The sequence below is a fragment of the Proteus sp. G2300 genome, assembly GCF_009915965.1.
In the GTDB taxonomy this organism is placed as follows: Bacteria; Pseudomonadota; Gammaproteobacteria; order Enterobacterales; family Enterobacteriaceae; genus Proteus; species Proteus vulgaris.
On record NZ_JAABNK010000005.1, the window covers coordinates 403,916 to 424,526 of the forward strand.

General features: G+C 37.4%; 15 protein-coding genes. 8 read left to right on the forward strand and 7 right to left on the reverse strand.

All coding sequences use genetic code 11. The features are described from left to right. The first annotated feature begins 51 nt into the window (after positions 1-51). The 4 genes from tkt (at position 52) to fbaA (ending at position 5,719) form a co-directional block, all read left to right on the forward strand. On the forward strand, positions 52-2,046 hold the full coding sequence (gene tkt, locus GWI97_RS04060) for a transketolase (protein WP_087803018.1): 1,995 nt from the start codon (positions 52-54) through the stop codon (positions 2,044-2,046). A gap of 257 nt (positions 2,047-2,303) precedes the next feature. Continuing rightward, positions 2,304-3,323: an erythrose-4-phosphate dehydrogenase gene (epd, locus tag GWI97_RS04065; RefSeq protein ID WP_036932701.1), complete on the forward strand. Its 1,020-nt coding sequence runs from the start codon at positions 2,304-2,306 to the stop codon at positions 3,321-3,323. Between the two features lie 87 nt (positions 3,324-3,410). Further along, a complete protein-coding gene (gene pgk / locus GWI97_RS04070; RefSeq protein WP_036932700.1) occupies positions 3,411-4,574 on the forward strand; it encodes a phosphoglycerate kinase in 1,164 nt (387 codons plus the stop codon). Between the two features lie 65 nt (positions 4,575-4,639). Beyond that, on the forward strand, positions 4,640-5,719 hold the full coding sequence (gene fbaA, locus GWI97_RS04075; RefSeq protein ID WP_036932699.1) for a class II fructose-bisphosphate aldolase: 1,080 nt from the start codon (positions 4,640-4,642) through the stop codon (positions 5,717-5,719). 262 nt (positions 5,720-5,981) lie between these two features. Here the strand turns inward: fbaA and dtpB are convergent, their stop codons facing one another. Together dtpB and hpaC are read right to left on the reverse strand one after the other, a co-directional pair. Next, positions 5,982-7,469 carry a dipeptide/tripeptide permease DtpB gene (gene dtpB, locus GWI97_RS04080; RefSeq protein WP_161681120.1) on the reverse strand — a complete coding sequence of 496 codons (1,488 nt, stop codon included), beginning with the start codon at positions 7,467-7,469 and terminating at the stop codon, positions 5,982-5,984. Between the two features lie 598 nt (positions 7,470-8,067). Further along, positions 8,068-8,586, reverse strand: a complete 519-nt coding sequence (gene hpaC, locus GWI97_RS04085; RefSeq protein WP_036932697.1) for a 4-hydroxyphenylacetate 3-monooxygenase, reductase component — start codon at positions 8,584-8,586, stop codon at positions 8,068-8,070. Between the two features lie 591 nt (positions 8,587-9,177). Between hpaC and hpaR the strand changes: the two genes are divergently transcribed. After that, positions 9,178-9,615, forward strand: a complete 438-nt coding sequence (gene hpaR, locus GWI97_RS04090; protein ID WP_087803020.1) for a homoprotocatechuate degradation operon regulator HpaR — start codon at positions 9,178-9,180, stop codon at positions 9,613-9,615. A gap of 74 nt (positions 9,616-9,689) precedes the next feature. Here hpaR and betT read toward each other — a convergent pair whose 3' ends face one another. Further along, the gene (betT, locus tag GWI97_RS04095; protein WP_087803022.1) at positions 9,690-11,693 is read right to left on the reverse strand and encodes a choline BCCT transporter BetT; all 2,004 of its coding nucleotides are present in this window, start codon (positions 11,691-11,693) and stop codon (positions 9,690-9,692) included. Between the two features lie 359 nt (positions 11,694-12,052). Continuing rightward, positions 12,053-12,688, reverse strand: a complete 636-nt coding sequence (locus tag GWI97_RS04100) for a hypothetical protein (RefSeq protein ID WP_036932694.1) — start codon at positions 12,686-12,688, stop codon at positions 12,053-12,055. Positions 12,689-12,955: 267 nt separating this feature from the next. Between GWI97_RS04100 and GWI97_RS04105 the strand changes: the two genes are divergently transcribed. Beyond that, on the forward strand, positions 12,956-13,630 hold the full coding sequence (locus GWI97_RS04105) for a DUF421 domain-containing protein (protein ID WP_036932693.1): 675 nt from the start codon (positions 12,956-12,958) through the stop codon (positions 13,628-13,630). 84 nt (positions 13,631-13,714) lie between these two features. Here the strand turns inward: GWI97_RS04105 and rnz are convergent, their stop codons facing one another. Then, positions 13,715-14,632 carry a ribonuclease Z gene (rnz, locus tag GWI97_RS04110; RefSeq protein WP_036932692.1) on the reverse strand — a complete coding sequence of 306 codons (918 nt, stop codon included), beginning with the start codon at positions 14,630-14,632 and terminating at the stop codon, positions 13,715-13,717. Between the two features lie 9 nt (positions 14,633-14,641). Further along, positions 14,642-16,231 carry an RNA repair transcriptional activator RtcR gene (gene rtcR / locus GWI97_RS04115; protein WP_036932691.1) on the reverse strand — a complete coding sequence of 530 codons (1,590 nt, stop codon included), beginning with the start codon at positions 16,229-16,231 and terminating at the stop codon, positions 14,642-14,644. Positions 16,232-16,779: 548 nt separating this feature from the next. Between rtcR and GWI97_RS04120 the strand changes: the two genes are divergently transcribed. Both GWI97_RS04120 and GWI97_RS04125 read left to right on the forward strand, forming a co-directional pair. Then, positions 16,780-17,919 carry a slipin family protein gene (locus tag GWI97_RS04120; protein WP_373364695.1) on the forward strand — a complete coding sequence of 380 codons (1,140 nt, stop codon included), beginning with the start codon at positions 16,780-16,782 and terminating at the stop codon, positions 17,917-17,919. Continuing rightward, positions 17,916-19,139 carry an RtcB family protein gene (locus tag GWI97_RS04125; protein ID WP_087803026.1) on the forward strand — a complete coding sequence of 408 codons (1,224 nt, stop codon included), beginning with the start codon at positions 17,916-17,918 and terminating at the stop codon, positions 19,137-19,139. The genes GWI97_RS04120 and GWI97_RS04125 overlap by 4 nt, the downstream gene beginning before the upstream one ends. Before the next feature lie 427 nt (positions 19,140-19,566). On the opposite strand, the gene mrpI is transcribed toward GWI97_RS04125, so the two are convergent. After that, a complete protein-coding gene (gene mrpI, locus GWI97_RS04130) occupies positions 19,567-20,127 on the reverse strand; it encodes a phase variation DNA invertase MrpI (protein ID WP_161751849.1) in 561 nt (186 codons plus the stop codon). Positions 20,128-20,611 lie beyond the last annotated feature (484 nt).

Below are 20,611 nucleotides of genomic sequence, written 5' to 3' on the forward strand. Positions count from 1 at the left end.
CATTGAGAGAATCAGCTATCTAGATGCTTTTTATCCGACTTGGAGTAGAAAATGACCACTCGTAAAACCCTTGCTAATGCGATCCGTTTTTTAAGTATGGATGCTGTGCAAAAAGCGAAATCAGGACACCCTGGCGCCCCTATGGGTATGGCTGATATTGCAGAAGTATTATGGCGTGATTTTTTAAATCATAACCCGACTAACCCTAACTGGGCTGATCGTGACCGTTTTGTATTATCTAACGGCCATGCTTCAATGCTGATTTATAGCTTACTGCACCTGTCTGGTTATCAAGTTTCTTTAGATGATTTGAAAAACTTCCGTCAATTGCATTCTAAAACACCAGGTCACCCAGAATATGGTTATACCCCGGGTGTTGAAACAACAACGGGTCCTTTAGGTCAAGGTATTGCAAATGCAGTGGGTTTTGCAATTGCAGAACGTACATTAGCGGCTCAATTTAACCGTCCTGGTCATGATATCGTTGACCACTACACCTACGCCTTTATGGGTGATGGTTGTATGATGGAAGGTATCTCTCACGAAGCGTGTTCTTTAGCTGGAACATTACAGTTAGGTAAACTGATCGCATTTTATGATGACAATGGTATCTCTATTGATGGTCAAGTGCATGGTTGGTTTACCGATAATACAGCAGAGCGTTTTGACGCTTATGGTTGGCATGTCATCAGTGGTATTGATGGTCACGATGCAGCAAGCATCAAAGCAGCTATTGAAACTGCAAAACAGATCACTGACAAACCTTCACTGCTGATTTGTAAAACCACTATCGGTTTTGGTTCTCCTCATAAAGCAGGTACTGCAGATTCTCACGGTTCTCCATTAGGTGATGCAGAAATCGCTGAAACACGCAAAGCGTTAGGTTGGGAATACGGCGCATTCGAAATTCCACAAGAAATTTATAAAGAGTGGGATGCGAAAGAAGCAGGTAAAGCAAAAGAAGCAGCATGGGATACTAAATTTGCAGCCTACGCAGCACAGTTCCCTGAATTAGCGGCTGAATTCAAACGTCGTATTTCTGGTGAATTGCCAGCTAATTGGGAAAAAGATTCCAAAGCATTTATTGAAAATCTGCAACAAAACCCTTCAAGCATTGCAAGCCGTAAAGCGTCTCAAAATGCATTAGAAGCATTTGGTAAAGTATTACCAGAATTCATGGGTGGTTCTGCGGACTTAGCACCAAGTAACCTGACTATGTGGTCTGGTTCTAAAGCATTAAACGAAGATAAAGCGGGTAACTACATCCATTACGGTGTACGTGAATTCGGTATGTCTGCAATCATGAACGGTATTGCATTACACGGCGGTTTTGTTCCTTACGGCGCAACCTTCTTGATGTTTATGGAATATGCACGTAATGCTGTACGTATGGCTGCTCTGATGAAGATCCGCAGTATCTTTGTTTATACTCATGACTCTATCGGTCTGGGTGAAGATGGCCCAACTCACCAACCTGTTGAGCAAATGGCAAGTCTGCGTGTAACACCAAACGTGAGCACATGGCGTCCATGTGACCAAGTTGAATCAGCTGTTGCATGGAAATATGCAATTGATCGTAAAGATGGCCCAACAGCTCTGATTTTCTCTCGTCAAAATCTTGCACAGCAACCACGCACTCAAGAGCAATTGGCAAACATCGAGAAGGGTGGTTACATCCTGAAAGATTGTGACGGTACGCCAGAGCTTATCTTTATCGCTACGGGTTCAGAGGTTGAACTAGCCGTCAATGCTTACGATCAATTAACTGCAGAAGGTCGTAAAGTTCGAGTGGTTTCAATGCCAGCAACGGATGCGTTTGATAAACAAGATGCAGATTACCGTGAAGCAGTATTACCAACATCTGTGAAAGCACGTGTTGCTATCGAAGCCGGTATTGCTGACTACTGGTTCAAATATGTTGGTTTAGATGGTGCGATTGTAGGTATGCACAGTTTTGGTGAATCAGCTCCTGCAAATGAATTATTTGAAGAGTTTGGTTTCACTGTTGAAAATGTGGTCACACAAGCAAAATCTTTACTGAAATAATCAATAAGTGTTAACAAGAGCACATTTTTGGGAAGAATTTCTCAGATGTGCTCTTTTTTTATCCTTCCATCTTTGTTTACTATTGCGATCTTCTCGCATTTCTCGTAATCTGATTATCAGTAAGCTGAACCGTTTCAGTTATCTCTAAAATGTCGGTGACTGCACAATTTCTAGATTTACTTGATTTATCGTTGTTGATTAGTATCGTGCTCTATTATTCTAAGCGGTTGCAAATTACTAGTTATCAAGGAAGTCACATGACAATCAGAGTCGCTATTAACGGTTTTGGTCGTATAGGGCGTAATGTGTTAAGAGCGCTTTATGAATCAGGTAAACGGGCTGAAATAACGGTTATTGCAATAAATGAATTGGCTGATGCGCAAGGTATTGGGCATCTTCTCAAGTATGACTCCAGCCACGGACGTTTTGCTTGGGATGTACGAATTAATAACGATTTATTGCAAGTAGGTGATGATACTATTCGTCTCTTTCATCACGCTGATATTACTGATTTACCTTGGGGTGAACTTGGTATCGATGTCGTACTTGATTGTAGTGGTGCTTACGGCTCTCGTGTTGATGGCGAAGCGCATATTGCACAAGGTGCCAAAAAAGTGCTCTTTTCTCATCCCGGCACAACAGATTTAGATGCAACAGTGGTTTTTGGTGTTAATCAACATGAACTTAAAAAAGAGCATCGTATTGTTTCAAATGCATCTTGTACAACAAATTGCATTATTCCCATCATTAAAATGATGGATGATGCGTTTAATATAGAATCAGGAACAGTAACAACAATCCATGCAGCCATGAACGATCAACCCGTGATTGATGCATATCATAAGGATTTACGCCGTACTCGTGCCGCAGGACAATCTATTATTCCTGTTGATACGAAATTGGCCGCAGGAATTACTCGGATTTTCCCAAAATTTAAGGATCATTTTGAGGCAATTTCTGTACGAGTTCCTACAATTAATGTGACGGCAATTGATTTAAGTGTGACTGTAAAAACAGCTGTAAATGTGTTAGATGTCAATCGGTTAATTCAAAAATCAGCAACTGGCGCATTTCGTGGTATAGTGGATTACACAGAATTGCCATTAGTCTCAACTGATTTTAACCACGATCCTCATAGTGCTATCGTTGATGGCACACAAACAAGGGTCAGTGGGCAACACCTGATCAAGACGTTAGTCTGGTGTGATAATGAATGGGGCTTTGCTAATAGAATGCTTGATACAACGTTAGCTATGGCTGCAACTGGTTTTAAATAATCATGTTTTAATGACGGTGTCGCGTAATATTACAACGCACTGAACAGAAGATTACTAAATTTTAGAGAATCAATGAGAGGATTCATCATGTCTGTAATTAAGATGACCGATTTAGACCTAGCGGGTAAACGAGTTCTTATCCGTGCTGACCTGAACGTTCCAGTTAAAGATGGTAAAGTGACTTCAGATGCGCGTATCCGTGCTTCTTTACCAACAATTGAAGCCGCGTTAAAACAAGGCGCTAAAGTGATGGTAACTTCTCACTTAGGTCGTCCTACTGAAGGTGAGTACAACGAAGAGTTCTCTTTAAAACCAGTTGTTGACTATCTGAAAGACAAATTAACCGCACCAGTTAGCCTTGCTAAAGACTATTTAAATGGTGTTGAAGTCAATGCAGGTGAGTTAGTTGTTCTTGAAAACGTTCGTTTTAACAAAGGCGAAAAGAAAGACGACGAAACACTGTCTAAACAATACGCTGCATTATGTGATGTATTCGTAATGGATGCATTCGGTACGGCTCACCGTGCTCAAGCATCAACTCATGGTGTAGCTAAATTTGCACAAGTTGCTTGCGCGGGTCCACTGTTATCAGCAGAGCTTGAAGCATTAGGTAAAGCATTAGACAAACCAGCTCGCCCAATGGTTGCGATTGTTGGTGGTTCTAAAGTTTCAACTAAACTGACTGTATTAGATTCTTTATCAAAAATTGCTGACCAATTAATTGTTGGTGGTGGTATTGCAAATACCTTTATCGCAGCAGAAGGTCATCCAGTAGGCCGCTCTTTATATGAAGCAGACCTTGTTGATGATGCCAAAAAGCTAATGGAAAAATGTGATATTCCAGTACCAAGCGATGTTCGTGTTGCGACAGAATTCTCTGAAACAGCTGAAGCTGTTTTAAAATCAGCAAGTGACATCAAAGATGATGAACAAGTACTGGATATCGGTGATGTAACAGCTGAACGTTTAGCTGAAATTCTGAAAAATGCAAAAACTATCCTGTGGAATGGTCCTGTAGGTGTGTTTGAATTCCCTAACTTCCGCAAAGGGACAGAAATTATCGCGAATGCGATCGCAGAAAGTGAAGCGTTCTCTATCGCTGGTGGTGGTGATACGCTGGCTGCGATTGATTTATTTGATATTGCAGACAAAATCTCTTACATTTCAACCGGTGGTGGTGCTTTCTTAGAGTTCGTTGAAGGGAAAAAACTGCCCGCTGTTGCAATGTTAGAAGAACGCGCTAAACAGTAATTAAGTCAGCTCATTTACAGGTAGAAAGTTACTTTCTACCTGTTCCAAATATAGGATCTTATTACATGTCTAAAGTTTTTGATTTCGTGAAACCGGGTGTCATCACGGGTGATGATGTACAAAAAGTATTTGCAGTAGCAAAAGAAAATAAATTTGCTCTACCTGCGGTTAACTGTGTAGGTACTGACTCAATTAATGCTGTGTTAGAAGCTGCGGCGAAAGTTCGTTCTCCTGTTATTGTACAGTTCTCTAACGGTGGTGCTGCATTTATCGCAGGTAAAGGCCTTAAATCAGATGTACCACAGCAAGCTGCTATTTTAGGCGCAATTTCTGGTGCGCATCATGTACACCAAATGGCTGAATATTACGGTGTGCCTGTTATTTTGCATACTGACCACTGTGCAAAAAAATTATTACCATGGATTGATGGTTTGTTAGATGCAGGTGAAAAACACTACGCGAAAACAGGTAAACCTCTGTTCTCTTCTCATATGATTGACTTATCAGAAGAGTCATTAGAAGAAAACATTGAAATCTGTGCTAAATATTTAGCGCGTATGGCTAAAATCGATATGACTTTAGAAATCGAATTAGGCTGTACTGGTGGTGAAGAAGACGGTGTTGATAACACGGGGATGGATAGCTCAGCGCTTTATACTCAACCAGAAGATGTTGCTTACGCATACGAAAAACTGAGTGCAGTAAGTCCTCGCTTCACTATCGCTGCTTCTTTCGGTAACGTTCACGGTGTTTATAAACCAGGTAACGTTCAGTTAACGCCAAAAATTCTCCGTAATTCACAAGACTACGTATCAGAGAAATTCAACCTGCCACACAATAGTTTAGATTTTGTTTTCCACGGCGGTTCGGGTTCTTCAGCAGAAGAAATCAAAGAAGCAGTTGATTACGGTGTTATCAAAATGAATATCGATACTGATACTCAGTGGGCAACTTGGGATGGTATTTTACAGTTCTACAAAAAGAACGAAGGCTATCTACAAGGTCAGTTAGGTAACCCAGAAGGTGCAGATAAACCTAACAAGAAATACTACGATCCACGTAACTGGTTACGCCAAGCACAATCATCTATGGTTGTTCGCTTAGAGCAAGCATTTAAAGAATTGAATGCGATTGATGTTCTGTAATTAATTCGTTCTTTGAAATGAAAAAAAACCCGCTTATTTTGCGGGTTTTTTATGCTTGATAGAAAGTTATCAGGTAGCCTGGCTATGATGACATTTATATTCAAAAATTAGGTATGAAATTGTGTCGATAACCAATATCTTTAGTCTCTAGTCGTGATATTTGACCCACACGAAAGAAGATCTAATATTGAGATAAAGCAGACATAAAAAAGCGCCTATCAATAAATAGACGCTTAAATTTAGTAATCTATTAACTGAAAGATTAGCCCGTGACTTTAACGCCTTTGCTTTCTTCTTTCATCATTCGGTTAAGTAGAGGCACTGTTGCCCACATAACCAGACCTACAATTAAGGTCACCATACCAATTTTACCAAATACATCGGTATAAATAGGTAAAGTCTGTAGCGGATCTGTAATACCTTCTGGTGCAGCGGTGAAGGTGGCAACATAACCACCTAATAAATAGGCTGTTGCTTGAGTCAAGAACCACATACCTAAAATAAAGCCCATCATATATTGCGGTACGAAAGCCGCAACCATAGCTAAGCCTAACGCACTGATCATTAGCTCACCTAAACTCTGGAATAAATAAACCAGAACGATAAACCAAGGTGATGTTAAGCCTTGAGCATCTGCAAACCACATCCCCGATGCAGCAGCTGTAAGGAATCCTAACGAGCACAGAAGCATACCTGCGGTAAACTTCGCTGGCATTGAGAAGTCTTTGCCTTTCGCGCCTAAACGGCTATATATGATCGCTAAGATTGGGCTCGCAATAATAATCCAGAATGGGTTTAAAGCTTGGAAGCTTACAGGATGGATCTCAAAACCCAATAAATTATGATGAACGTTGTGAATAGCAAAGAAGTTTAGTGAGGTTGGCATTTGTGCGTAAAGGATGTAGAAAATAACGGCTTCTAACATCAGAACAAAGGCAACATACATTTTATTGCGCGCAACTCTGTCTTTTTGTTTAAAGGCTTCACGGAAATAAATGAAGACAACAATAATAGACAAGCTAACTAAAACAATATTCGCAATCATTACGTTGTGCAGTAACCATGCACAAGCAAATACCATAGCTACAGAGCCCGCGATGACTAATAGCAGTTTGTTGTAATTCATTGGTAAATGGTCTGGTTCAGACCCAATATTTGCCACCATCTTACGACAGAAGAAATAAACCAATAAAGCGATAATCAAGCCAATACCACAAATATTATAAGTCAGGCTATATCCATAACGATCGGCAAGCACTGGCGCAATAGATAAAGAGATTAGTGAGCCGACATTTATCGACATATAAAATAGTGTAAATGCACCATCAAGACGAGGATCTTTAGGGGGATAGCATTTTGCTAATAAGCTTGCAGGATTAGCTTTAAATAAACCGTTACCTACAGCGATAGTTCCTAATGCGTAGAAAATTAAATTAGGGTACATGATTGACATACCCGTCATGAAATAACCGATAGCCAGAACAATAGCACCTAAAACAATTGTTCGTTTTGTTCCTAATAAGTGATCACCAACATAGCCACCAATAGAAATAAGCCCATAAACCAGTGCTGAGAATGCACCAAAAGTAATAAAAGCTTGTTCTTGAGAGAAACCGAGTTTACTAACAAAATAAACGGCAAGAATACCTTGTACGCCGTAGTAACCAAAACGTTCCCATAATTCTACAAAGAAAATCATAAAGAATGGTTTAGGTTGTTGTAATAAACCGACTTGAGCGGGTTTATCCATATCTGTAATGCCCCTAATTATTATTTATTTTCAACAACGATGTTATTTACTCAAACTGATGAGATATGTTACACGACGATAACATTATCTGCCGTATTTAGAGTGATGTTTGCAAATTTAAGAAGGTAATCAGCAAGTCGAGTAGACTAATATATTGATAGAATGACTTCTCAAAGGTTGATCACACTGTAAGGAAGATTAATACCAGATTGAAAAAAATATTCATTAATTTATTTTCAAATAAAGTCATTTAATGGATTTTTGGTATAAAATATCACCTGTAAGATTATTCTTTGTGCATGTTTTAATCTGATCAAATTAAATAGAGATGAATGATTAAAGCGAAAAGAAAATATTTTTTATGATATGACTGATTGATTATAAGAAGAATTTTTTCATTATAATTAAAATATATTCTTTTATAACAAACGGATGTTAATAAAAGTTTAATAAAGACTAAAAAATTAGGAATCATTACTTAAATAAATAAGTATTCACTTATTTTAGATAAATATTTATTTTTATAAAGACATTAATAAAAATAAAAAACGCCCTTATTAAAAGCGCGTTTTCATCTTGAGCCAGAAATAGTCCACGTTTAAATGGAGATAGGCACCAATTCATTTTTAACAGAATGGAAACGACGTTTAAAATAAATGAGTCCGTCACCATCTTCACGTACAGCAATATTTTTAATTTCAGCCATATAAACAAAATGTGTGCCAACTTGGCGAACATCATAAATATCGCCTTCTAAGCAGGCGAGTGCATTTGTTAATACCGGTTGTTGTAATTGACCGTTTTGCCATCCTGGTTGGGTAAAACGTTCTGCCATCGCAAGCCCAGTCATTCCGGCGAAATGACAGGCCATTTCTTCCTGTTCATGATTCAATATATTAATGCTTAATTTTCCATTTTCTTGAAAAATGGTATTCATCTGACTTTTACTGTTGATACAAACCATCACGGTTGGTGGGGTGTCAGTCACTGAGCATACTGCTGTTGCGGTTAAACCACAGCACCCAGCATGGCCATTTGTTGCAACGATATTGACCGCAGCACCTAAGCTTGCCATTGCATCCCGAAAAAGTGGGTTAGCCTGTTTTTCCTCAGACATTCTCTACTCCTACTGCCAGACTTCTCGTCTGTGGGCGTCTTCACTTAAAATAATGATTAGTTAAGGTCGTTAAAACATGTTCTAACGACTTCGCTTAACAAAGTTGTTATGAACGCTGGTTTCTTTGCTACACGAGTTTAAAGCCGTAACGCTACCGCGCATAAACAAAGATAGCAATCTTTCTTTGTTACAACCTGTTAACTTTATCTCAAAAAAACGTGAGTCAACCTTATCGCTATGATTATTATTCCTAATTTATCGCTAAGGTAATAGGTAAATTAGGCGACTTTTTTTGATTGAGAGAGGAATAACACAAATTGCAAACTAATAATAATTGCAGATAAGCCAAATGGTTGTGAAAAGAGGAGTTAAAATCAATAAAAGGAAAGGGTGATAAATTGCACAAAGAGAATAAAATTGCAAAAATTGAGTCAACTTTATTTATTTGTTAATATGAATAATTGTAACAAATAGTTTATTCTTAGAATATAGTCATTTTTATAAACCATAAATAGCGGTACTTTTTCACTGTCTATACTGAGTGATTTTTCGTCCATTCACCTATAGCACCATATAAAGAGCTTCTTGATTATGCATGAATCATTAACTATCGCGCTATTGCAAGCTCGGGAATCTGCGATGGGGTTTTTTCGACCTGTTCTTAAAGAGCATAATCTGACAGAACAACAATGGCGGATTATTCGAGTGCTTGCTGATAAGCGTTCTATTGATTTTCACGAATTAGCACAAAAATCGTGTATTCTTCGACCAAGTTTAACGGGTATTCTTATTCGAATGGAAAGAGATGAGCTTATTTGTCGACTAAAACCCGTTAGTGACCAACGAAAGCTTTTTGTTTCACTTTCTACCAACGGTCAGAACTTATACGATAAAATTCAACCTAAAATTGAAGAAGGTTATCAATTACTTGAGCAAAAGTTTTCAACTGAAAAGTTACAACAGTTATCAGGATTATTAAAAGAGCTGATGGCACTTAATTCAGATAGTGTAGAACGTTCAGAAAAATAAAAGATTGAGAGTTGATTGATAATAAAAAGGAGATGCTAGAGCATCTCCTTTTTTGCTTTTTCATGTAGATAAAATTATTGCTTACCTAACACATGTAAAAAGTGAATGTGTTTTTCATACTGATCAAGAATATCGTGAATGATTTGTTCTTTTGTCCAACCCATGACATCGTAATCTTGTCCACCTTCTTTTAAGTGGATTTCCGCACGATAATATTTATGTTCTTCGTCTCTTTCTTCATCACTTAATCCAGCTAAAGCAAAGGCTGGTTGGGTATAAAAACGCAGACGAACTTCATAGAAGAAATTCATGTCATCGCCTAAATCGACTTCGAAGCCAATGCGATCATCTTCTTCATTATGTATATAGCATTGAGTTGCTTGTTTGCTTAATTCAGCAGAGACCATTTCCATTGAAGGTTGAATTACTTCATCCATAAAACGTTTTACATGGGAACGTTTTGGAAAATAAGCAATATTTCTTAAACGACGTTGCCAAGGAATTGGATTACGGCTTGCTGGTGGTGCAATCGTAGTTAACTGTTGGCTGTCTCGTTTATACACATCAACTCTTAGTGCTTTTATTAACCCATAAATAGAAGCGAGTAATACAATAGAGAAAGGTAATGCACTTGCAATCGTAACAGTTTGAAGTGCCGTTAATCCACCCGCTAATAATAAGGTGATGGCTGAAATACCCATTAAGGCAGCCCAGAAAATACGTTGCCATACAGGTGTTTCACTATCTCCCCCTGATGCTAACGTGTCTACAACCATAGCTCCAGAGTCCGCAGATGTTACAAAAAATACAATGACCATCAGCATCGCAACAAAGGATAATACGGTTGAAAATGGAAAATAGTTTAAGAACTCAAATAAAGCCAAGGAAACATCTTGTTGCACAATATTGGCAAGTGTTTCGGCACCTTTGTCTTTGATTAAATGGATTGCTGTGTTACCAAACACTGTCATCCAAAGTAAAGTAAAGCCAGCAGGAACAAACAGAACACCGACAACAAATTCGCGGATAGTACGGCCACGAGAAATACGAGCAATAAACATACCGACAAATGGGGACCATGATAACCACCAACCCCAATAAAGTAGTGTCCATCCTCCTAACCAATCGCTCGATTTTGGTTCATAAGCATAAAGATTAAAGGTTTTACTCACAATTTCAGATAAATATCCACCAGTATTTTCAACAAATGATTTTAATATCAATACTGTTGGGCCGAGAATGATCACTAATAAAAGAAGAATAACGGCTAAACCTAAGTTGAGCTCGGATAAAAAGCGGATCCCTTTTTCTAATCCAGACACAACGGAAATAGTAGCAAGAGCCGTGATTACAACAATTAAAATAACTTGAACAGTTGGATTAATCGGAACACCAAAAAGGTGATTTAAACCGGCATTCACCTGTAAAACACCAAAACCCAGAGAGGTTGCAACACCAAATACCGTTCCCATAACAGCAAAAATATCTACAGCATGGCCAATAGGGCCATGTATGCGATCACCAATAATAGGATAAAGTGCTGAACGTAATGTTAATGGCAAACCATGGCGATAAGAGAAAAAAGCCAAGATTAAAGCGACAATGGCATAAATAGCCCATGCATGTAATCCCCAGTGGAAAAAAGTAAGTCGCATAGCTTCTTTGGCTGCTTCTATGGTTTGGGCATCGCCAGTAGGAGGCATTAAATAATGCATGACGGGTTCAGCCACACCAAAGAACATTAATCCAATACCCATTCCCGCAGAAAAGAGCATGGCAAACCAGGCAAAATAGCTAAAGTGAGGGCGTGCATGATCGGGACCTAGTTTTATTTGACCAAAACGGGAAAGACCTAAATAAGTCACACTCAGCAAAACCAATGCTACGGCTAGAATGTAGAACCAACTTGCATTCGTGAAGAGGTTTTCCTGAAGATGACCTAATTTATCATTAGCCAGCTCTGGAAATAACGCAGAGAAGCCAACGACCAATAAAATTAACAGCGCTGATGTATAAAAAACGGGAGGATTAATTTTCATCCTAACTTTTTGAGGGGTTATATCGTTTTGTTGACTCATAGTTAACCTATTTTTTGTTATCTTCCTACAAATAAACTTTCCACTATCTGATTGCTTACGTTATCAGAAAAGAAAAGTTCATAAGAAAATTTGAATAAAATATCAAATCAATCTGATATTTTATAAAAGAACGGAAATAAATTGTTTTTTCCGTAAGGTGAAGAAAACTATATTTAAAATCAATTAATTACTATTGTTGTGATATAAGTGCTTTCGCTCTTTAATAGGTTTCTCCTGTTGAAAAAAGGATAACATGGTTACATTTTTTGCTTAATCGATCAACCCTTGTCTTTTTTTTGCACAAAAAAAACCAGTGGAGAACCACTGGCTTTCAATTCATCAAAAATTCTGAAATCTGATTATTTGTTCTCAGCTTTTAAATCATCAATTTTTTGTTTTGCTTGATCGGTCAATTGATCAGCTTTATCAAGTGCTTGATTTTCTGTCTCTTGAGCTTGTTGCTTTATATCGCCACTTGTTTTTGAAGCATCACTTTTTAGCTGATCAACTTTATTGTCAGCTTCTTGCATTAGGTTATCAGCTGTTTTGCTGGCGTCTTGTTTTAGCTCCGCAGCTTTTTCAGAGAGTTTATTACTTTCAGCTTCTAGACTTTGTTTGATCTCTTCCACTTTTGTTGCACTTGTATCTTTTAATTCATCTGTTTTTTGTGAAATATTCTCTTTTAGCGCATCTGTTTTTTCATCAGCTTGTGCTTTTAATTCTGCAGCTTTTTGTTCTGCCTTATCTTTGAGCTCTTGAGCTTGTTGTGATAATTCATCAGCTTTTGCTGATGCATCCTCTTTCAAGTCGGTTGCTTTATCTTTTGCTTGCTCTGTCAACTCGTTGGCTTTATCTTGCGCTGTTTCAGTGACTTGAGTTGCTGTTTCTTTTGCCTTATCAATACCTTCATCCACTTTTTTAGATGAATCATCACAGCCTGCTGTGATAGTAACAAGACCCGCTAGAACCAATGAAGTAAGTAGTTTTTTATTCATTTTTTTCTCCAAAATGTGTGTTCAAAAACAATTCAGTGATATCCCGCGTAAGTAGTAGAAAAGGCGAGAAGCTATTACGCTGATAGTAAGATATTACAGTCAAACTATCGTAATAAGTATAGTGTCAGTCTTAAAATCAACAAACCTTAAGTATATTAAGTGTTTCTTCTTAGTCAAATATCATGAAAAATAATTTGAATTTTATCAGGATAGCGTTTTCTGCTTTATAATAATGAGGGCAGACATTATTGAAAATGTGAGATACAAATGGAATATTACTTTCTGGTTATTATTAAATTTATTATTGGTTTCACTATTATATTAGTTCATATGAATTTATCAGGTAAAACACAACTTTCTCAATTAACTCCCATTGATTTTATTGGTAATTTTGTTCTGGGGGGAATTATGGGAGGGGTGATCTATACGGATGCTATTCCTCTTTATCAATATATTACTGTCTTTTTAATTGGTGTTTGTTTTATTTCTTTGCTCAATTATATCAGCAAACGATTCAATTTTTTTCGTGCAGTTGCGATTGGAAACCCCATTCCCATAATAAAGAAGGGGGAATTTATTATGGAAAATATTACGGAAAAGAAAAATAAAATAGATATTCTTAATATTACTTCACGTCTTCATGCTCAAGGTATTCATACATTTCAAGAAGTTAATTACGCACAAATCGAACCTGACGGACAAATCACCGTAGTGTGTGATGGGGCAAAAATGCCTTCCTTGATTGTGATGAAAGACGGCATTATTCGTACTTCAGAATTAGTACAAATAGAAAAAGATGAAGCATGGTTACAAGAAGAGATGAAAAAACAACATATTGATAAACCTGAAGATGTTTTTTTAGCTGAGTTTTGGGATGGAAAAGTGAACTTTATTTTGCAAGATGGCAAGATAAAACGTACCGCATCACTGCAGGAGCATTAACGAAAATACAAGCGATGCTCCTGTGCTTTGTGTAGAGTAACAACGGCAACATCATGTCGCTATTGTTACTGTGTGATTGTAAAGCTACAACCTAAAAATGGCAAAATCAGACGCAATTTCCGTATGGCTAAAAACGTGTTGGCTTTCTTTGAGTAACTCAACATAATCTTCTGGTAAATAACGGCTACTAATATGCGTAAGAATCAACTTTTTGACATTCGCGTTTTTTGCTAACGTTGCTGCTTGTACTGTTGTTGAATGCCCACGGCTATTTGCTTGCTCTGCCATTTCATGCTTGAACGTTGCTTCATGCACAATGACATCTGCATTATTGGCAAGATTTAATGCATTTGGTGTGGGTTGCGTATCACCAAAAATAGCAATACATCGTCCTTTTATTTCGGGGCCAATATACGCTTTGCCATCAATGGCTCTTCCATCTGGCAATGTAATGGTTTTACCTTGTTTTAAATCTTGTAACCAAGGGCCAGTCGGAATATTTTCAGCTTTTAGCTTCTGGGCATCGAGTTTACCCGGACTATTTTTTTCTTCTAAGCGATAACCAAAACAAGGAACGGGATGAGAAAGCGCTTCACAACTGACTTTTATGCCTTCTTCATCAAAAAGAAAACCAGCATCTTCTATTTCCATAATATCAAGAGGATAAGTCAGATAAGATTGGCTTAATGTCAGGGCTGTTTCTATAAAGGCTTTTATACCTTTAGGGCCATATACCGTTAAGCGAGTCTCAGTTCCTCCCATTGAACGACTACACAGTAATCCTGGCAAACCAAAAATATGATCACCATGTAAGTGGGTAATAAAAATTTTATTTAAACGCGGTAATTTCACGCGGGTATGCAATATCTGATGCTGTGTGGCCTCACCACAATCAAACATCCACATACTTTTTTGTTTATTTTGTAAATCAAGTACCATACTGGTGACGTTACGATCTTTAGAAGGTACACCTGCATTAGTGCCTAAGAAGATAAGCTCCATAATGATATATTATTCTCCATGTTGAATTTGTTCCCAGCTTAAGCCAAATTTTGCAAGGTATTTGCGTAAGCGATCGGCATCGTTGGGTTGTTTTTTGTTTTGCCTTGATACAGCGAAAAGTTTTCTACCAGCCTCTGAGAGCGTTGATGATTGCTGGCAAGTTTGGATAACCGTATTCAGTTGACTGAGATCGAAAAGATCGATATCCGAGTCCTTTAATAAAGAAGAGCTTATTCCCCAATTATGTTTTAAACGGCCAATTTCTTCCTCAACAAGTGTTAGAGTAATACGACCATTTTCGGCAAGTGTTGCCATTCGCGTTATGCTCGCACTTAGTTCACGAAAATTACCACGCCATAATGCCTGCTCAGATGTAGCAAACCGAATATAGTGAGATTTTGCATCTGAATTAAAGCGGATCGCTTTTTGATAGTGTGTTGCAAAATGATGTAGTTCATAGTCAATATTGGGTTCAATATCCTCTTTGCGATCGACTAATCCTGGTAGTGAAAAAGACCACATATTAATCCTTGCATAGAGATCTTCGCGAAAAAGCCCTTCCTTAATGTGCTTATCCATATTTCGATGTGTACCTGCTATCAACTGGAAATCGCTTTGTACTTCAGTATCTGAGCCATACGGATAAAACGATTTTTCTTCTATTGCTTTCAGTAACATCGCTTGCTCATCAAGCCCTAATTCTGCAATTTCATCCAGAAATAAAATCCCTTTATCGGCTTCTCTTAATAATCCTTGTCTTGCTTGTAATGCGCCTGTAAATGCGCCTTTGACATGGCCAAATAAGGTAGACATGGCATTATCACCACGCAATGTTGCACAGTTAACAGCAATAAAACGCCCTTTTACAAAATGGCGAGATTGCCGTAATTCATAAATACGTTGAGCAAGAAATGATTTTCCTGCACCGGTTGGGCCTGTTAATAAAATGGGGGCAAAAGAGCGCAATGCGACTCGTTCAATTTGAGCAATTAAGGTATTGAATCGTTCATTACGTGTGGCAATCCCCGATTTTAAGAAAGAGAGTGACTCTTTATGGTAGTGTTCAAATCGGCTCGTTAATTTTGTATAACGACTTAAATCGAGATCAATAACAGCATAACTGCCTGTGGCTGACGGTATGGTTTTGACACCGTCTTTATTGTCTACTTTAGAGGAGGGAGAGGTTTGTAATAGTTTTGCTGGTAAGTAATGTGCTTCTGTCAGTAAAAACCAACAAATTTGAGCAATATGTGTTCCCGTTGTGATATGCACATAATATTCTTCATTTTCAGTATCAAATGGATAATTTACTGCAAAATCAAGAAAATGGCTGTAAACCTCTTCAAGATCCCACGGATCACAAATAGCAATTTCATAAGGACACACCTCAGTATTAGGCGAGATAGTATGGATATCTTGTGTAATTTTAGATGCTAGCATTGTGTCATTAGGCTGGTGGATCATCACTAATCGGCTAACAGGGAAATCCTTTTGATGACAAATGGAAATTGTTGGGCGCCATGAGTTCCACCTTTTATGGCTTTTGCCTCTTTTATCTAATGTTGTGCCTAAAACACCAATCACGACTTTACGTTTCATTAAGTTATCCCTACTTATCTTTTTATCTATTTTTATAAATATATAGATAAAAAGATAGTGATCTGTTGTTTTTAATTTAATAGGTAAATATCTAAAAATAGGCATTCAAATATTTTTGTCAATAAAAACAATAAATTAAAAATATTTTTTGTGTGTTTTAAAAATTGGCACGATATTGGCAATGTTATGACTGTCTTGAGCAGATTTTAAATCTGGTAGGCACATAAAGAACACGCTGTGGTGTTATCCAAATGTGTTCCTCCACATCGAGACTCTGTAGGTGAAGAGGGTTATTTTCAGGTTCGATTCCTGACACCAAAACCATTACAAATCCAAATGTAAAATTAACGATAAAAAACCGTTGTGACAGCAGTACCGTCACCTTACTTATCCACCAGTAGCTGAGCCGGGTTGAAAGCAGAAGAAGAGACAAACAAAGTATCGTTCCTCTCTTGTTTACCTTTCAGTTTCGCAAAGCTTGCCCGTGGAAAAGTAAGTTACGATAAATTGCACGATATAAAGAAGAAAAGAAGAAGGAACGAAAAATGATAAAAACAACAATAGTAGTAAAACAGGGGCAATTAGCACTTCTAAAGAAAAGAGATGAGTATATTGATGTGCTAATGGCAGGTGAACATAAATTTTTTGATTTAGGGCGTCAGCTCAGTGCGGATATTTTCCCTTTAAATGGTGGGGCATTAGAAAGTGAGAAAGCAGAATTTTTGCGTCAATATTATCCTCAATGGGTGACTGAGTATGGTTTTGATATCGTGTTATCGGATGAAGAAATTGGTCTTTTATATGAAAACGGCTCTTTAAAAGAGATCTTAGCGCCGGGAACGCGACGTTTATATTGGCGTTATGCTGACCGTTATTTGGAAATTGTATCTATCGATGAACTTGAAGTATCTGCAACATTGATGAAAAAACTTCAGCATCCCAAATTACGAAATCAAGTCATAAAGGGAAGCGAAGGGGTACTCAATGTGGATATACCTGCTTGGCACGCAGGTATTATTCGAATCGACGGTGAAACGCAAGCTTTATTGCCACCAGGATCAAAAGGCTATTGGCGTTATCAGCATAAAGTGGATGTTGAAGTAGTCGATATGCGTTTACAAACACTGGATGTTAGTGGGCAGGAGATCCTAACGAAAGACAAAGTGACACTGCGTATTAATTTATCAGCTAACTGGCGTTATAGCGAGGTGCTTTTAGCATATCAACAACTAACTTCACCGTTGGAGTTCTTATATAAAGAGTTGCAATTTGCTTTACGTGAAGCAGTAGGAACAAGGACGCTTGATGAATTATTAGAAAATAAAAGCCTGATAGATAGTTTAGTCAGTGAAAAAATCAGTGAAGTCACTCAAGGATATGGTATTGAAGTGGCTTCATTAGGGGTAAAAGATATCGTTTTACCCGGTGAAATGAAAACGATTTTAGCGCAAGTCGTTGAAGCGGAAAAATCAGCACAAGCTAATGTTATTCGTCGAAGAGAAGAGACATCGGCAACACGTTCTTTATTAAATACCGCGAAAGTGATGGAAAATAACCCGGTCGCTTTACGACTAAAAGAGCTAGAAACGGTGGAACGTATTGCAGAACGTATTGATAAGATCTCCGTTTATGGCGGTTTAGATCAAGTATTAAACGGATTAGTCCAAATTAAAGGAGCACAAGCATGATATTGGATCACCAAATAGTAAAAGAAGCAGGGACTGCTGAAATAAAAATGTGGACGAATGGTGTGCCTGTTGAAGTAGATGCTCTAAAGCAGCTTATTAATACCGCCAAGATGCCATTTATCTTTAAACATATGGCAGTCATGCCTGATGTTCATTTAGGTAAAGGTTCAACAATAGGGAGTGTTATTCCAACCAAAGGGGCGATTATTCCTGCCGCTGTTGGTGTGGATATCGGTTGTGGAATGATTGCCGTAAAAACATCATTACACGCAAATGATCTACCTGATAATTTATTTGCCATAAGAACGGCAATAGAGCAAGCCGTTCCTCATGGAAGAACAAGTTATCATTCAGGGAATGATCGTGGTTCATGGAAGGAGCCACCTAATATTGTCGATCAACATTGGCAACAGCTTGAAGGGCGTTTTAACGCTTTAACCGATAAGTATCCATGTTTACGTAATACCAATAACTATCGTCATCTCGGTACGTTAGGAACAGGAAACCATTTTATTGAATTGTGTCTTGATGAATCGGATAACGTTTGGGTAATGCTACATAGTGGGTCTCGTGGTGTTGGTAATGCGATTGGTACGTTATTTATACAAATGGCGCAAGACGATATGAGAGAACATATCGCTAATTTGCCAGATAAAAACTTAGCGTACTTAAAAGAAGGAACACTTTTCTATGATGACTATATAGAAGCGGTCGAATGGGCACAGGATTTTGCGCGACATAATCGAGAAATCATGATGGAACGCGTGTTAGTTGCATTATCAACACAAATTGCTAAACCTTTCACGACACAGCAACAAGCTGTCAATTGTCACCATAACTATGTGCAAAAGGAAATGCATTTTGGTGAGGAAGTACTGGTAACACGAAAAGGGGCTGTTTCAGCGCAGCGTGGTGAAATGGGGATCATTCCAGGTTCAATGGGGGCTAAGAGCTTTATTGTAAGAGGAAAAGGAAATGCCGAAAGCTTCTGTTCATGTAGTCATGGTGCCGGACGCGTAATGAGTCGAACGGCTGCGAAAAAAGCTTTTAGTGTTGAAGACCAAATTCGAGCTACAGCGCATGTGGAATGTCGAAAAGATAAAGATGTCATTGACGAAATTCCAATGGCTTATAAGGACATTGACGCTGTTATGAAGGCACAATCATCATTAGTTGAAATTGTTCATACTCTAAGACAGGTAGTTTGTGTGAAAGGATAACAAGGCGTTACACGAAATAATTACATAACTATCCCCAAACAATTATGTAGGGGATAGTGAGATATGATAGCGTGTGCATGAAATGCAAATGAATAAAAATTTTAAGAATGGAATTTTTCTTTAAATAAGATCCTTATTTTTTTGATTAAAAATCAAACAAAGAATGTTTAGTATTATTAATAAATAAAGATTGATATTAAATTTATTTCTCTCAAATAAAGATAATCAAAAATAGAATACTAATATTGAATTACTCTTTAATTAGAGAAAGATTATTAATAACAATAATCGTGATTATTTATTTAGTATAAAACAATTCCTAATTTTCTTAATTATATTAAAATTAACTTTATTCTTATTGAAAAAGTATAGCCTACTCTATTTAGTGTATTAATTTTCAGCGAGTATATTAATTAAACACTACTTGTTAATTCCTTGCATCCCAAATGTGAACAAAACATTTTGAATTACTTGCAGTATAGATAACAGTATGTGAAATATTTCGATGTCCCAAGTAATCTTGAATTAAACGGGTATCTCTACCTAAATCTGCTAGTGCATAGCCACATGCATGGCGTAGCATATGGGGATGAGGAGAAATGGATACATTAGCATCTTTACCTAAACGGCGTAGTAATCCGTATACTTGTTGACGAGAGATTGGACCTGTTTTTTGGGATAAAAAGACCCATTCTGAATCTGATTCTCGCCATGTTTCCCTTTTTTTCAACCAGTTAACTAATGCTTCATATTCCTCTTCTATAATTGGTTGTGTTGTTGATAACCCCCCTTTTAAGCGCCTGACATAGAGTATTCGACTTTCTAAATCAATGTCGCTTAAGGTTAATCTGCATAACTCACTCACGCGAAATCCATGTAAAAAACACATTAAAAACATGCAGTAATCTCTTTCTGGATACCGGCCTTCCTTTGCTTGCTTCAAAATAGAATTGATCTCAAAACGTGTAAGAAACTTTCGTTGCTTCATTTTCATAACCTTTTCAATGAGATAACAAGGAACAAACGTCAATTGGTGCATCACTATAACAAGTAATATACATCAATAAAGAGTTGTGTTTTTTTTATGCATTTACTTTTACTTGTTCATTTTAAACAAGTTTATTGAAAGTTTATTTGTTTTTAGAAAATGAAAGTGATTGATAAAAAAGTGAAAAATGACTATTGATAGGAGTTTGGTCATCTTTAGAGAAATAAACAGAATACACCAAATTGTTTACTATTATTCTCTGGCTTCTCACTTAAGTCAAATTTAATGTTAATCACATATCTTCATTTATTTAACATATTGATATTTATCATAATTCTAAAAAACAAACACGATTGGTTACTTTGTTTAAAATCCAGAAATAATTTTTTTTACTTTTTTCACAAATTATAGTATTTGCACTTAGAATTATAAACTCTTTTTCTGTCATTTAAAGTTTGATTATCTAAATACGTTTAATTTCGAG